The following is a 14825-nucleotide window of genomic DNA, read 5'->3' on the forward strand; positions in this document are numbered from 1 at the left end:
CGGCCGGAGTGTAGTGGATCAGTGCACCGTTTCAGCGGGCAGCAGGCGCTCGATGCGTTCGCGGATGGAGGCGGCGCGCTCCTCGCCGGCGGCCAGCGCGATCTCGCCGAGCATCGACTCGGCGACGGCCAGCATCGCCTCGCGGTCGCGCGCCTCGCGCAGCGCCGCACGCAGGCGCTCGGCCCGCGGCGGATCGCGCCGCACGAACATGCGCTCGCACAGGTCGAACAGGAACATGCGGGTGGTGGCCAGCGAGCGCTTGCCGTCGAAGGCGTCGGCCGCCACGGCCGGGACGGGCGCGGGTTCAGGCTCGGGCGCGCGTTGGGGCGGCGGGGCCTCGGGAGCCAGGTAGCCCTGGGCGACCAGCTGCTGCGCGACGCGCTCAGCCTCGTCGCGGCTGCCGCCGAACAGCGCGCCGAAGTCGGTGAGCGAGTGCTGGCCGCCGGCCAGCAGCAGCAGGGCGCGCTCGCGCTGGCTCAGCGAGCGCCGGCCCGGCTGCAATTCGTCGCGCGCCTTGTCGGTTCGGATGAAACGCATGGGAAGCCACCGCCGGGAAAAGGCGGCAGCTTCGCCGGCGGCCGTGACACCCGCGTGAAAGCGCCGACCCGGGGCCCGCCGGTCAGCGTGCGTACACCAGATCCCGCAGCCCGAGCGACAGCGCCGGCACGTAGGTGATCACCATCAGGCAGCCCAGCACCACCAGCACGAAGGGGACCAGGCTGGTCACCATGCGGTCCAGCGAGATGCGCGCCACCGTGCAGGCGGCGAACAAGTTGACGCCGAAGGGCGGGGTGATCATGCCCAGCGCCAGGTTCACCACCATGATGAGGCCGAAGTGCACCGGATCGATGCCGAAGTGCTGCGCTACCGGTGCCAGGATCGGCGCCAGCACGATGATCGCCGCGCTGGTCTCGATGAACATGCCGATGATGAACAGCGCCGCGTTCACGCCCAGCAGGAACATGCCGGGCGAGCGCAGCACCTGCTCCAGCCAGTGGCCGATGGCCTCGGGCACGCCTGCGCGGGTGATGAGGAAGGCGAACAGCCCGGCGTTGGCGATGATGAACATGATCACCGCCGACGAGAGCGCCGACTTGCGCAGAACGGCGTAGAGGTCCGCGATGCCGATCTCGCGGTAGATCAGCATGCCCACCACCAGCGCGTAGAACACCGCCACCGCCGAAGCCTCGGTGGGCGTGAACACGCCGCCGTAGATGCCGCCGAGGATGATCACCGGCATCAGCAGCGCCCAGCCGGCCTGCCACAGGGCCTTGAAGAAGGGCATGCGGCCTTCGCCGTCGTGCTTGCCCCAGCCCTTCCACTTGCAGTAGATCCAGACGAACAGCATCAGCGCGCCGCTGATCAGGATGCCGGGGCCGAAGCCGGCGATGAACAGCTCGCCGATCGAGACCTCGGCGCTCACGCCGTAGAGGATCATCGGGATCGAGGGCGGGATGATCACGCCGAGTTCCGCGCTGGTGGCCTGCAGCGCGGCGGCGTAGGGGGTCGGATAGCCGTGCTTGATCAGCGCCGGGATCAGGATCGCCCCGATGGCGAAGGTGGTGGCCACCGACGAGCCCGACACGGCGGCGAAGATCATGCAGGTGAGCACGCAGGTCATCGGCAGCCCGCCCTGGATGCCGCCGACGATGCTCTTGGCGAACTCCACCAGCCGGCGCGAGATGCCGCCGGTTTCCATCAGGTTGCCGGCCAGGATGAAGAAGGGGATAGCCGCCAGCGGAAACTTGTTGATGGCGCCGAACATCTCCTTGGCGGAGATGAGCATGTTGGCGCCGGAGACCTGGATGCCGAGCACCGAGGCCAGGCCGATCGAGACGGCCACCGAGATCGACAGTGCGAAGCACAGCACCATCGTGCCGATCATCACCGGCGTCATAGGCCCCCCTCGCTCGGCACTGCGTGTCCTCGCTGTCCCTCGAGGGAACGGCGGGCCTGCTTGGGGCGGTTCGGCGCGGCCCTCATTGCGCGGTCTCCAGTTCGAGCCGCTTCGGATCGAGGTAGTTGCCGATGATGCCGAGGATGGAGAACAGCGCACCCACCGGCAGCGCAAGGTATGCCCAGACCATGGAGAGGCTTTCCAGCCCGGCCATGCTCTGCACCCGGCCGCGCATCGCGTAGTCGAAGCCCCACCACAGGATCACCAGGATGAGCGCCAGCGCGGCCGCGGCGACCACCGCGTCCAGCACCCGGCGGATCTTCGGACGGCTCCAGCGGTACAGCACGTCCACGCTGACCATGGCACCCTGCCGGAAGGCCATCGGGATGCCGAGGAACACCATCCAGATCAGGCTGACGCGGATCAGGATCTCGCTCCACTCGGCGGGCTGCTCGAGCACGAAGCGCGTGACGATCTGGAACAGGCCCAGCGATGCGGCGATCACCAGCATCAGACAGGCCAGCGCCATCGACAGCGCCGTCGTGAGGCGCTCGAAGGCCAGGAATTTGTCTTTCATGTCGGTACGGTGGTCCTCAAACGAAAAGGCCCGCCAGTGCGGGCCGATGGGGCAGGGCGGGCGCGGGCGGCCTTCGCCCGTGCCCTGTCTGCTCACTTGTAGTTGCGGATGCGGTCCAGGTTGGCCTTGCCGAATTCCTTCTCGAACTGGGCGTTGACGGGGGCCAGCGCGGCCACGAACTTGGACTTGTCGACGTCGTCGATCACCGTCATGCCCTTGGCACGCAGATCGGCGACGCCCTTGGCGTCGTCTTCGTCCACGCGCGCGCGGTTGGCCTTCGTGCCTTCCTTGGCGGCTTCGATGAAGGCCTGCTGGTCGGCCGGCGAGAGCTTGTCGAAGACCGCCTTGTTCATCACGAAGACGCAGGGCGAGTAGACGTGGCCGGTGAGCGTGAGGTGCTTCTGCACCTGGTCGAACTTGGCCGAGATGATGACGGGCAGCGGATTCTCCTGGCCGTCGACGGTGCCCTGCTGCAGCGCCGTGAACACCTCCGGGAAGGCCATCGGCGTGGTGATGATGCCGAAGCCCTTGTAGGCGGCGATGTGCACCGGGTTTTCCATCGTGCGCATCTTCAGGCCCTTGAGGTCCTCCGGCGTCTTCACGTCACGCTTGCTGTTGGTCATGTGGCGGAAGCCGTTTTCTGCCCAGGCCAGGGCCTTGAAGCCCTTGGCATCGAATTTCTTGAGCAGGTCCTGGCCGATCGGGCCGTCGAGCACCGCCCGGGCGTGCGCCTTGTCGCGGAACAGGAAGGGCACATCGAGGATCTTGGTTTCCGGCACGAAATTGGGCACCGGTCCGGTCGAGGAGAAGGCCAGTTCCTGCGTGCCCAGTTGCACCGCCTCGATGGATTCGCGTTCGCCACCGAGCGCGCCGTTGTAGAAGGTCTGGACCTTGTAGCGGCCGTTGGTGCGCTTCTCGATCTCCTTGGCGAAGGTATCGATCGCGACACCCTGATGCGAGTTCTGCGCGGTCGAGATGCTGATCTTCATGGTGGTCTGCGCCAGCGCGGCGCAGGCCATGCCGAAGCCGAGAACCAGGCCGACGGCCAGACGGTTCAACTTCATGAGGGGGTCTCCTTGGATGATCACGCGGCGCCGGAACGGGCCGCAGGCAAGGGCATGACTATGCACGCACGGGCAGTTGCACTGCGTCGGGATTTTCACGGACGTAGGCGCGGATCGCTTCGTCGAAGCTGGCGTCCGCCTGCAGGCCCAGCGCCGCGGCGCGGCGCGCGTCGAAGCGCCCGGGCCAGGTCTGCACGATGCGCATGATGGCCGGATCGGGCGTGCGGTCGAGCAGGGCGAGCGTCGCCGGGCCGGCGACGCGGCCGAGCGCGGCCGCCATCTCGCCGACCGTGGTCGCCAGCGAGGGCAGGTTCAGGGCGGTGCGCGGCCCCCATTCGGCCTCGGAGGCCTCGGCGGCGCGCACGATGCCCTCGACGGTGCGCGCGGGCGAGGCCAGCGCCACCGGCGTGTCGTCGGGCACCGGGCAGGGCGCGCGCAGGCCGGCCAGCGGCTCGCGGATCATGCCGCTGAAGAAGCCCGAGGCCGCTCCGTTGGGCCGGCCGGGGCGCACGCTCACCGTCATCAGCCGCACGCTGCGGCCGCGCACGAAGCCCTTGCGGGTGTAGTCGGCCACCAGTTGCTCGCCGATGAACTTCTGGATGCCGTAGCTGGTCTGCGGCGTGGGCAGCGTGTCGTCCTCGATGACCGGCGGCAGCGGCTGCCCGGGCGCGGCGCCGAAGACCGCCAGCGAGCTGGAGAACACCAGCACCGGCCGCGTGCCGGCCGCGCGCAGCCGCTCCAGCAGCGCATGGGTGGCGGCGAAGTTGCTGCGCATGCCCAGGTCGAAGTCGGCCTCGCATTCGCCGCTGACCGCCGCGGCCAGGTGGAAGACCGCATCGGCCTCGGCCCAGAAGGCGGCGCCGGCGTCGGCCAGCTGCTGGTTCAGGTCGCCGGTGGCCTGGGCGATGCGCGGGTCGGCTGCCAGGTCGGCCGGCGCGGGCGCGCGGTCGGCGAGGGTGATGCGCTCGATGGCGCGCGCCGGCTGGCCGTCCAGGGCCAGGCGCCCCTGCTGGAGCAGCGTGCGCGCCAGGCGGGCGCCGAGGAAGCCGGCGCCGCCGGTGATGACGATGTGCATGGTCTCGGGTCTCCTTGGTCCCCGGAGCATAGCGGCGCCCCGCAAACGACGAAGGCGCCCGGAGGCGCCTTCCCGCGGCCGCGGCAGCCGCCGCTACATGCCCACGTAGTTGGGGCCGCCGCCGCCCTCGGGCGTGACCCACACGATGTTCTGCGTCGGGTCCTTGATGTCGCAGGTCTTGCAGTGCACGCAGTTCTGCGCGTTGATCTGCAGGCGCTGCGCGCCGGCGTTGGCCTCGTCGGGCACGAACTCGTACACCCCGGCCGGGCAGTAGCGGCCCTCCGGCCCCGCGTACTCGGGCAGGTTGATGCGGGTGGGCACCGTCGCGTCCTTCAGCGTCAGGTGCGCGGGCTGGTTCTCCTCGTGGTTGGTGTTGCTCACGAAGACCGAGCCCAGCCGGTCGAAGGTCAGCTTGCCGTCGGGCTTGGGGTAGGCGATCGGCTTGTGCTGGCTCGCCGGCTCCAGCAGGGCGTGGTCGGGCTTGTCGCGGTGCAGCGTCCACGGGACGTGGCCGCGCAGCACGAACTGCTCGAAGCCGTTCATCAGCGTGCCCACCGTCAGGCCCTTCTTGAACCAGTTCTTGAAGTTGCGGTCCTTGTTCAGCTCGGTGTACAGCCAGCTCTTCTCGAAGGCTTCGGGGTAGGCCGAGAGCTCGTCGCCGGCGCGGCCGGCCATTACCGCCTCGAAGGCGGCGTCGGCCGCGAGCATGCCCGTCTTGATGGCGCTGTGGCTGCCCTTGATGCGGCCCACGTTCAGGTAGCCCGCGTCGCAGCCGGCCAGCGCGCCGCCCGGGAACACCGTCTTGGGCAGCGACAGCAGCCCGCCCGCGGTGATGGCGCGCGCGCCGTACGACAGGCGCTTGGCGGTGACCTCGCCCTGGTCGTTGGTGAGGTACCAGCGGATGCGCGGGTGCGTCTTCCAGCGCTGGAACTCCTCGAAGGGGCTCATGTACGGGTTGCGGTAGCCCAGCCCGGTGACGAAGCCCATGGCGACCTTGTTGTCCTCCAGGTGGTAGAGGAAGGCGCCGCCGTAGGTCATCTCGTCCATCGGCCAGCCGGCCGTGTGCATGACGAAGCCGGGGGTGTGGCGGCTAGGGTCGATCTCCCACAGCTCCTTGACGCCGATGGCGTAGCTCTGCGGGTCGCTGTCGGCGTCGAGCTTGAAGCGGCTGATGAGCTGGCGGCCCAGGTGGCCGCGCGCGCCCTCGCAGAACAGCGTGTACTTGCCGTGCAGCTCCATGCCGAGCTGGAAGTTCTCGGTGGGCTCGCCGTCCTTGCCGACGCCCATGTTGCCGGTGGCCACGCCCTTGACCGAGCCGTCCTCGTTGTAGAGCACTTCGGCGGCCGGGAAGCCGGGGAAGATCTCCACGCCCAGTTCCTCGGCCTGCTGCGCCAGCCAGCGCACCACGTTGCCCAGGCTCACGATGTAGTTGCCGTGGTTCTGCGCGAAGGGGGGCAGGAACATGTTCGGCACGCGCACGCCGCCGGTCTCGCTGAGGAAGACGTACGCGTCGTCGGTGACGGGCTGGTTCAGCGGCGCGCCCTTGTCCTTCCAGTCGGAGATCAGCTCGGTCAGCGCGCGCGGGTCCATCACGGCGCCCGAGAGGATGTGGGCGCCGGGCTCGGAGCCCTTCTCGAGCACGACGACGGAGATCTCCTTGCCGTTCTGCTCCGCGAGCTGCTTCAGGCGGATCGCCGCGGAGAGGCCGGCGGGGCCGGCGCCTACGATCACGACGTCGTATTCCATGGCCTCGCGCGGGCCGTACTGGGCCAGGATTTCGTCTGGGGTCATCGGGGTCTCTGCGTTTGGAGTGAAGGGGCGTAACAATCCATTCTATTCAGCCGCCCCCGGCAGGCCATTCCCCTGAACGACACCGACGCCCATGAAGATCGAGATCCCCGAACGCAAGAAACTGGTCTACGAAACGGTCATCCCCATCCGCTGGGGCGACATGGATGCCATGGGCCACCTGAACAACACCACCTACTTCCGCTACCTGGAGACGGCCCGCATCGACTGGATGCGTTCCATCGGCTTCCAGCCCGACCCGGAAGGCGAGGGCATGGTGATCGTCAACGCCTTCTGCAACTTCTACCGCCAGCTCGAATACCCGGGCGACGTGCTGCTGAAGATGTACGTGAGCGACCCGGGCCGCACTACCTTCGAGAGCTGGGGCACGATGGAGCGCACCGACATGCCCGGCGTCATCCATGCGGCCGGCGGCGCGACCACCATCTGGGTCGACTTCCCGAAGCAGAAGGCCAGCGAGCTGCCCGGCTGGCTGCGCGAGCTGGTGACGGTGCCGGACTGACGGGACGAACCGACGCCCTTCGGGAAGCGCGCTCAGTCGCCTCGCGCGCAGGCTGCGGCCCGGCGGAACCCGGCCTCTTCGCGCAGGTCGTGATGCTCCGGCGGCTTTCCTCGTTCCTGTTGCACGACGGCTCGATGCCCGGCCTGCTGCAAGGCCCGCGCAAACCCGGTCTGGAGCGCGAAGGGGGTGATCGTGTCGCGTGGATCGCCGAGCACGTGCACCGTCCGCCGCGCGTCGCGCACCACGCCGTCGAGATGCGCCAGCGGGTCGTACATGGCGCGCGCCAGGGCCTGCCCCCGCTGCACCGACGGCGCCGGCCCGCCCCGGGTGCGGTTGATGCGCCAGCGCTCCAGGTAGTCGAAGGCGGCCGAGGTCAGCACGGCGCACCGGACATCGCTGCGGCCCATCGTGAGCATGGCGGCAGCGGCCGTGGCGCCGCCGCTGTGCCCCCAGAGCACCAGGCGGTCGATGCCATGGCGCTGCCGGAGCAGATCCAGTGCGGCGTACAGCGGTACGAATTCCTCCGCCAGGCGCCGCCGCAGCCGGTGGTCGCCCGATGAGCCGTAGGTGCCGGGGCGCGCCAGCATCACCACCGGCACGCCGGCCTGGCGCGACAGGCGCTCCATGCGGGCCGTCTGCGCCCGGGCGGTGTTGCCCGGGATCCGATCGGGCGGCAGCCGGAGCAGCCGGTCGCGGTCGCCCGTGAGGTAGACGATGACGGTGCGGGCGCCATCCAGACCCGCCGGCGCGAAATAGCGCAGGCAGGCGTTGCCGCCGGCCAGCGGCAGCCAGAGGTAGCCGTCGCTGTCGGGGCATTCGGCGCGGCTGGCGCCCTGGCTCCAGGGCAGGGGCGCGTCGGCGGCCCGCAGCGCCAGCGCGCTGCCGGGGGCCAGGCAGGCCAGCAGGGCGGCGCCGGCCAGGCGAAGCAGCGGCCGCAGGATGGGTTTCATGGCCGGGGCGACGCCCGGCACAGCGCCTGCAGCCGGGGAAAGACTTCGCCGAAATCCGAGTCGCGGCGGGAGCCCTTGATCAGCAGCGCATCGCCGTCCTGCAGATGCGCGTGCAGCCACCGGGCCATCGTGTCGGCGCTCTCGAAATGCGGCCCCAGGCGGTCGGGCGGCAGTTCGGCGCGCAGATGCGTCATCTCCTCGCCATGGGTCAGCACGCGTTCGATGCCGCTTTCGAGAAGCGGCCCGGCCAGGCTGCGATGCAGTTCCGGCGCCATGTCGCCCAGGTGCACGATGCGCCCGAGCGCGGCCCACTTGCGGTTGCCGGGCTTGAGTGCCAGCACGCCGAAGGCGTGGACCATGGAGGCGACCTCGGCGTTCCAGCTGTCGTCGAGCACCTCGGCGCGGCGGCCGTCCCAGGCCAGGCTGTGCCATTGCAGCCGGCCCAGCGAGGCGGCCATGCCGGCCAGCCGCGCCATGCCGGCCTCCACGTCGCGGCCCATCGCATGCAGCACGGCCGCCACCGCCAGGGCGTTGGCCACCATGCCTGCACCGGGCATGGGCACGTAGAAGCGGCAGGTCCGGGCGCCGACCTGCACGGTGGCCCAGGAGCCGTAGGCGCTGGCCTGCACGTCCACCAGCCGCAGCTCGCAGTCGCTGCCGCGGCCGTAGACGATGCTGCGCCGCGCGTGCCGGCGCGCCTGCGCCCGGACCTGCGCCAGGTGCGGCAGGTGATCGCCGAAGACCGCAACCGCGGCGCCCTCGAGTCCGTCGAACACGCGCGTCTTCCACTTCACCACGTCTTCGATGGAGCGCACGCGGTGCTGGGTCTGCGAATGGCCGATGGCGGTGATCAGCGCGATGGTCGGCCGCACCTGCCGCGTGATCGGACCGCGCTTCATCCACAGCGCGCTCTGGGCCACCTCGATCACCGCCGCCTCATGCTCCGGTGCCAGGCTGGCCAAGGCGGTGGGTGCGCCCACGCGCGAGTTGTAGTTGTCGATGCTGCCGAGCACGTGTTCGGGGCCGCCCAGCGCCTGCACCAGCATGTTCAGCGTGCTGGACTTGCCCACCGTGCCGGTGACGGCGACGACCTCGCCGCGATAGCGGGCGCGCGCCGCGAAGCCCAGCTCCATCACGGCGCGGATCGGATCCTCGACCTGCAGCAGCGGCAGCCGGGGCGACAGCCCGCGCACCCGCCGCGAGACGATGGCGCCGGCGATGCGGTCTTGCAGGCCGGCCAGCAGATCATGCCGGTCCAGCGGGCGGGCGGGCGGCTTCGTGTGCTGCTCGTGGCGGCTGCGCTGGGCGTCGTCGTTGGCCACGAAGAGCACCGGGCCCTGCCGCAACGCCACATGCTTCGCGCCCGAGACCACCGAGCGCACGAACCAGCCCGGCGGCGGCTCGACCAGCCAGCGGCCGCCCGTGATGCCCGCCAGCTGGGCGGCGTCCCAGGTCTGGCCGGGCACGCTGCGCAGCAGGGCCTCGTCGAAGTCCGTGCGGTAGATCGGTGGCGCAGCGGCTTGCGTGGGGCCGGACGGCACAGGCGCCCGGGCGTCCGGCCGGCCGGGGATCGCCACGTCGACGAAGCAGTCCAGATCCTGCACGTGCGACCGCTCGCGTCCCTGTACCAGCGCCACCTGCAGTTGCAGGCGGCCGTTGGCGATCTCGCCCAGCGGCGGCGGGCGCAGCGGGCACAGGTCCACATGGATGTGGCCGGGCTGCCAGCGGGTCGTGGGCCAGAGCCAGTCGCAGGGATCGTGGTCCATGCCCAGGCCCCACGGCTCGCGCGGCGCCGCGGCCAGCGGCACGGCGCGCAGGTCCAGCCGCAGGTCCTGCGGCACCGGCGCGTCGCAGCACCAATAGCTGCGCACCCAGGGGCTTTGGCGCGTCGTCAAGGGCGTCTTCGGCTCGACGGCCAGGCCCAGCAGCCGCAGCGGCCCCAACTGCAGCGGCCGGGCCAGCCGCGCTTCGGGCGGGACTTCCTGCACCCGTGCATCGGCGGGCATGGGCAGCGGCGCGCGGATGGCGCGCAGGTCGCAGCGCAGGGGCGGCGGCAGCGCCGGCGTGGCGCGTGCGGGCCGCACGGGCGGTGCCAGTTCGAGCGCGGCCGTGCCGTCCTCGCGCAGCGCCAGCGGCGTGCCCAGGTCTGCGCATCGCTCGGCATAGCGGCGGGCCGCCGCGCTGCGCGCCTCGCCCTGCAGTTCGAGACTCTGGCCCAAGCCGACCTGAACCGGCACGAAGACCACGCGCTCGACGCCGTGCGCGCTGACCTCCAGCTCGAAGACGCCGCCCGCGCCGCCGTCGCGGCGCTTGGCGTCGAAGAGCAGGTCGCCCGCGTCGTACACGATGGGCCGGCCCTGGTGCGTGCCGAGGCCCTGCAGCCGGTGTGCCGACGCGCCCAGCACCGCATCGGCGCCCGCTTCGATGAGCGCCCGGCCCAGGGCCACCTGCGCGGCCGAGGGCCGTTCGCTGTGGTTGCCGCCCCAGTGCACGGCCACCAGCACCAGGTCCGCGCGCTCGCGCGCCTGGGCGATGCGGGGCGCGAGCGCGGCGGTCCAGGCGCCGGGGTCGGCCGGCGGCAGGTACGCGCAGCCGGGCGAGTCCGGGCCTGCGGCAAAGCGCGGCTGGGTGCTGTCGACGCAGAACAGTGCCACGGCGAGCGGCCCGGCCGAAGCCAACGCCGGCTGCAGCGCCTCGTCGGCATGGCGCCCGCTGCCGGCCTGCGCGATGCCTGCGCGCGCCAGCCACTGCAGATGCTCCCGCACGGCCTGCGGGCCATAGTCGCCCGAATGGTTGTTGGCCGTGCCGACCATGCGCACACCCGCCGCGGTGAGCACCTCCAGCATCGCGGGCCGGGCGCGGAAGTAGTAGGGGCCGCCTTCGCCCTTGGCCACGGCGCGCTCGCCGCCGGTGGCCACCACGCATTCCAGGTTCACGATGCTCAGGTCGGCCCGCGCGATGGCGCGCACCGGCGCCAGCACGCGCGCCACGCCCAGGCGTTCGGCGATGTGGTGCTGGCGGCGGCCCAGGTTCACGTCGCCGCCCCACAGCACCACGGGGCCCTTGCGCGATGCGCCGGCGGCGCGAACCGGGCCTTCGCGGTACTGCAGGTAGGCGATCAGGCCCGACAGGTAGTGCTCCACGTCGTCGATGCGCACGCGCCAGCCGTGATGGCGGATGAAGAAGCTGCCGACGATGCGCGCCGGGTTCTTGAAGAACATCGCCAGCTCGGGCCAGAAATGGCCGTCGAGCAGGTAGCGTGCGCGGTGTTCCAGCGCGCGGTGGAACTTGTCGAGATCGAAGCCCTGCAGCAGGCCCGCATGTTCGGGGTCGGCCTGCAGCCGCACGATCATGCGCTCGGCTGCCGTCATCAGTTCCAGCAGCGTGGGGAAGGTGGTGATGCGCCCGAGCACGAAGTCCAGGTGGTCGCGCACGTTGTCCAGCCCGAAGCGGTAGTAGCGCGCTTGCGGGCGGTACAGCGTCAGCTCGTTCACGCAATAGCCGAGCCAGTGGTCGTGCGCGCGCCAGTGCCCGGCGGCGATGAAATGGTCGAAGGCCCGCTCCACCGCCTGCAGGTAGAGCGGGTTGCGCGTCAGTCCGTACAGGCGCATCAGGCCGAAGGCCGCCTCGCCGTCGTAGTAGATGATGCGCTGCTCCTGCTTGACGCCGAGGTCCGGGTGGTTCAGCACATGCACGAAGCCGCCGGTGTCGGGCTTCTGCATGTGCAGCACGCCGCGCGCCAGCCGGTCCAGCAACGGCCGGTAGGCGGTGCTGCCGGTCAGCTGCGCGTGCTTGGTGAAGGCCAGCAGGCACACGGCGTTGCCGCCGAGCTTGATCTCGTCACCCGTGTCCACCAGGAAGGCGGCCGTGTCGCCGTCGGGCAGCGGCAGGTGGCGGATGGCCTGCGTGGCCAGCCAGTGCAGCGCGCGCTCGATGGCTTCGAACTGCGTGGGGTCCTGCGTGACTTCCCATGCTTCCAGCAATGCGTAGGTCGAGCTGGCGTGACGCAGCGTGTTGTAGGTCGGAATGGGCCGGTCGAAGCAGGGGAACCAGCCGTAGTGGTACCGGCCCGAGGGCTGCACCTGGCGGCCCAGGTGGTCGGCGCCGCGCGCGATCACTTCGCGCACGCAGCGCGGGCCCCATTCGGGCAGCAGGCGGTAGCCGCTCTGGCGGCCTTCGTGCTCGATGACGTGCAGGCCGTCGTGGTCGGCAAAGACGGCGCGGGTGTCGAACAGCCACAGCGGCGTGTCGGGAGATTCGGGCCAGTCCAGCGCGCGGCCGAAGCGCAGGCGGGTGTAGGCGCGCAGGTTGGCTGCATGGGGAGTGCAGGCTTCGTGATCGTTGTCGTAGAGGATGGCGTTGGCACCCAGCTCCTGTTCGAGCAGGGCTTGCCTGAAGTCCGCATCGAAGGCGATGCCCGAGCGCAGGTAGTTGCGCTTGACCTTGCTCAGCAGCGCCTGCAGCTGCGTCCATGTCAGCGGCTGCACCTGTGCGACGCGGTCGATGCGCAGCCAGGCAGGGGGCGCCGTGGATTCGCCGGCCCGGCGCTGCATGGCCTGTTCGGCGGCAGCCCAGGCGCGGTCGAAGCTGTCGGCCGTGATGCAGGCCACCTGCGCTCGCGCCGCAGCGTGGCCGAAGGCGAGGAACAGCACGCAGGCCGGCACGCCGGCCGCCGCAGGCGGCGCCAGGTCCGAGAGCTGTTCCCGCGCCAACGGCTTCAGGCGCGCCAGCAGGGACCACCCTGCGGTCTCGGCAGGCGGATCCGCCGATGCTTTCAGTTCACTCGAGATGTTGTCGCTCATTCCAGCCGCGCGGCATGCTTGCCAGGCGGCTATTCTGGGTTCATCGGAGGCCGGCAGGCAAAGCGCTCGCCATGAGGTGGATCGCGATCATGGCCCGGCTAAGAAATAAGGTTCAAGCCGGCGGCAGCACGATGCGCGCTTCGAAGCCTTGCGGCAGCCCGGCGGGCGGCGAGGCCAGTTCGAGCCGTGCGCCGTGCTGCTGCACGATGGTGGCCACGATCGACAGCCCCAGCCCGTAGCCGGTGCGGTCGTCGCCGTGGCGCACGTGCCGTCGGCGCAGGGTGCCCAGCTGCTCGGGCGTGACGCCGGGGCCGGCGTCGCGCACGATCAGCGTGCAGGGCGCAGCGACCTCCAGCGTGACGCCCGCGCCCTGGCCATAGCGCAGCGCGTTCTCCACCAGGTTGCGCAGGGCGATCGCCAGCGCATCCACGTCGCCGACGGCGGGCGCCGCCGGCGCGTCGGGCACCTTCAGCTCCAGCAGCCGGGCGGCGGATTCGTCCTGCCAGAACTCCTCGGCCACGGTGCCGGCCAGGCGCACCAGGTCCACCGGCGTGCGCGCCAGCGAGGCGCCCGACTCGGCGCGCGAGAGCTGCAGCAGCTTCTCGGTGCGGTGGCTCAGGGTGCGCAGCGCGGCCAGCGCGGCCTCGACCTCGGCGCGGTCCAGCGTGTGCTCCAGCGCGGTCTGCAGGCGCAGGCGCGCCGCCGCCAGCGGCGTGCGCAGTTCGTGCGCGGCGTTGGCGGCCAGCGCCCGCTCGACGTCGAGCGCGTGCGACAGGCGCTCCAGCAGGCGGTTGACGTCGTCGGCCACCGAGCGCAGCTCCTGCGGCAGCCCGGGCAGGCGGATCGGCCGCAGGTCGGCGCCGCTGCGCAGCGCGATCTCGTCGGCCAGCCGCTGCAGCACGCGCAGCTCGCGGCGCGCGATCTGGCGCAGCACCAGCGCCAGCAGCGGCAGCACCGCGATCATCGGCACGATCAGCCCCACCAGCGTGCGGTTGACGGCGTGGCGGCGCTCGCCGATCGGGTCGGCCACCTGCATGAACAGGTCGCGCGTCGGGTGCCGCACGGTGTAGATGCGCCACTCGCGCGTGTCCTGGAAGCCGGGCGCCAGCGGCACGTCGAAGATCTCCGGCGTGGCGTTGGACGAGCGCAGCAGCACCCGCGTGCCGCCGTCCACCACCTGGTAGATCACCTCGTCCTCGATGAACATCGGCGGTGGCGCCACCAGCGGCGCCTGCGGCACCTGGCCGTGCGAGAGCTGGTCGTACTGCTCGGCGGCGATGTCGAACATGCGGTGCGACACCTCGACCAGCTCGTTGTCGAAGTTGAAGTTGATCTCGCGGTCCACGTACCACACCACGCCCAGCACGCAGGCCAGCCACACGCCGCCGACGGACAGGATCAGCGTGCGCGCCAGCCGGGCCGCGAGCGAGCCGGGGCGGTGTTCAGTCATCGTCGGCGTCCGATGCGGCCAGCCGGTAGCCCAGGCCGCGCAGCGTCTGGATGCGCGCGCGCCCCAGCTTGCGCCGCAGGCGGCTGATGAAGACTTCCAGCGTGTTGCTGTCGGCCTCGTCGTCGAAGCCGTACAGCGCGTCCTGCAGCGCCTCGCGGGTGTGGATGCGTTCCGGGCGGCTGGCCATCACGCGCAGCAGCGCCCACTCCTTGCGCGTCAGCGCCACCGGCACGCCGCGGCGGCGCACCAGGTCGTTGCCCAGGTCGATCTCCAGCGTGCCCAGGCGCAGCAGCGCCGACTGGCTGGTGCTGCGCCGGCGTTCCACCGCGCGCAGGCGCGCCAGCAGCTCGGCCGGGTCGTAGGGCTTGATGAGGTAGTCGTCGGCGCCGGCGTCCAGCCCGCGGATGCGGTCCGTCACCTGGTCGCGCGCCGTGAGCACGATGACGATGGGCCGCTCGCGCAGTGCGCGCAGGTCGGGCAGCAGCGCCAGGCCGTCGCCGTCGCCCAGGTGCAGGTCGAGCAGCACGGCGGCGTACTGGGCGGAGCGCAGCGAGGCGCGCGCCTGCGCCAGGCCCGGCACGGCGTCGACCACGAAGGCCTTGGCGCGCAGGTAGCTGCACACCGCGTCGGACAGGGGGAGGTCGTCTTCGACGAGCAGGATGCGCATCGGGGGCAGGATGGTGTTGGCGGCGGGGGCGT

At 71.1% G+C, this 14825-nt stretch carries 11 protein-coding genes; 1 reads left to right on the forward strand and 10 read right to left on the reverse strand.

The features are described from left to right. Positions 1-18: 18 nt before the first annotated feature. From Q392_RS19660 to Q392_RS19685, 6 genes are all read right to left on the reverse strand, one after another. Positions 19-537 carry a hypothetical protein gene (locus Q392_RS19660; RefSeq protein WP_038211385.1) on the reverse strand — a complete coding sequence of 173 codons (519 nt, stop codon included), beginning with the start codon at positions 535-537 and terminating at the stop codon, positions 19-21. Between the two features lie 82 nt (positions 538-619). Beyond that, positions 620-1897, reverse strand: coding sequence for a TRAP transporter large permease (locus tag Q392_RS19665; RefSeq protein ID WP_038211391.1), 1278 nt, complete (start codon positions 1895-1897; stop codon positions 620-622). An 82-nt stretch (positions 1898-1979) separates the two neighbouring features. Continuing rightward, the gene (locus tag Q392_RS19670; protein WP_038211392.1) at positions 1980-2474 is read right to left on the reverse strand and encodes a TRAP transporter small permease; all 495 of its coding nucleotides are present in this window, start codon (positions 2472-2474) and stop codon (positions 1980-1982) included. A 92-nt stretch (positions 2475-2566) separates the two neighbouring features. Continuing rightward, positions 2567-3538, reverse strand: a complete 972-nt coding sequence (locus Q392_RS19675; protein ID WP_038211393.1) for a TRAP transporter substrate-binding protein — start codon at positions 3536-3538, stop codon at positions 2567-2569. Between the two features lie 58 nt (positions 3539-3596). After that, the gene (gene denD, locus Q392_RS19680) at positions 3597-4613 is read right to left on the reverse strand and encodes a D-erythronate dehydrogenase (protein ID WP_038211394.1); all 1017 of its coding nucleotides are present in this window, start codon (positions 4611-4613) and stop codon (positions 3597-3599) included. Between the two features lie 93 nt (positions 4614-4706). Continuing rightward, positions 4707-6404 (reverse strand): electron transfer flavoprotein-ubiquinone oxidoreductase, encoded by a 1698-nt coding sequence (locus Q392_RS19685; RefSeq protein WP_038211395.1) that lies wholly within the window; start codon positions 6402-6404, stop codon positions 4707-4709. A 91-nt stretch (positions 6405-6495) separates the two neighbouring features. Here Q392_RS19685 and Q392_RS19690 point away from each other — a divergent pair, with 91 nt between their 5' ends. Then, positions 6496-6924, forward strand: a complete 429-nt coding sequence (locus Q392_RS19690) for an acyl-CoA thioesterase (protein WP_038211397.1) — start codon at positions 6496-6498, stop codon at positions 6922-6924. A gap of 32 nt (positions 6925-6956) precedes the next feature. Here Q392_RS19690 and Q392_RS19695 read toward each other — a convergent pair whose 3' ends face one another. The 4 genes from Q392_RS19695 to Q392_RS19710 form a co-directional block, all read right to left on the reverse strand. Continuing rightward, positions 6957-7874, reverse strand: a complete 918-nt coding sequence (locus Q392_RS19695; RefSeq protein ID WP_157008085.1) for an alpha/beta hydrolase family protein — start codon at positions 7872-7874, stop codon at positions 6957-6959. After that, complete coding sequence (locus tag Q392_RS19700; protein WP_084217221.1) at positions 7871-12676, reverse strand: CapA family protein; 4806 nt, start codon at positions 12674-12676, stop codon at positions 7871-7873. Before Q392_RS19700 ends, Q392_RS19695 begins: the two co-directional genes overlap by 4 nt. Before the next feature lie 112 nt (positions 12677-12788). After that, complete coding sequence (locus Q392_RS19705; protein WP_038211398.1) at positions 12789-14126, reverse strand: sensor histidine kinase; 1338 nt, start codon at positions 14124-14126, stop codon at positions 12789-12791. Next, the gene (locus Q392_RS19710) at positions 14119-14793 is read right to left on the reverse strand and encodes a response regulator (RefSeq protein ID WP_038211399.1); all 675 of its coding nucleotides are present in this window, start codon (positions 14791-14793) and stop codon (positions 14119-14121) included. The genes Q392_RS19705 and Q392_RS19710 overlap by 8 nt, the downstream gene beginning before the upstream one ends. Positions 14794-14825: the final 32 nt, after the last annotated feature.

This window comes from Xenophilus azovorans DSM 13620 (assembly GCF_000745855.1).
Lineage (GTDB): Bacteria > Pseudomonadota > Gammaproteobacteria > Burkholderiales > Burkholderiaceae_C > Xenophilus > Xenophilus azovorans.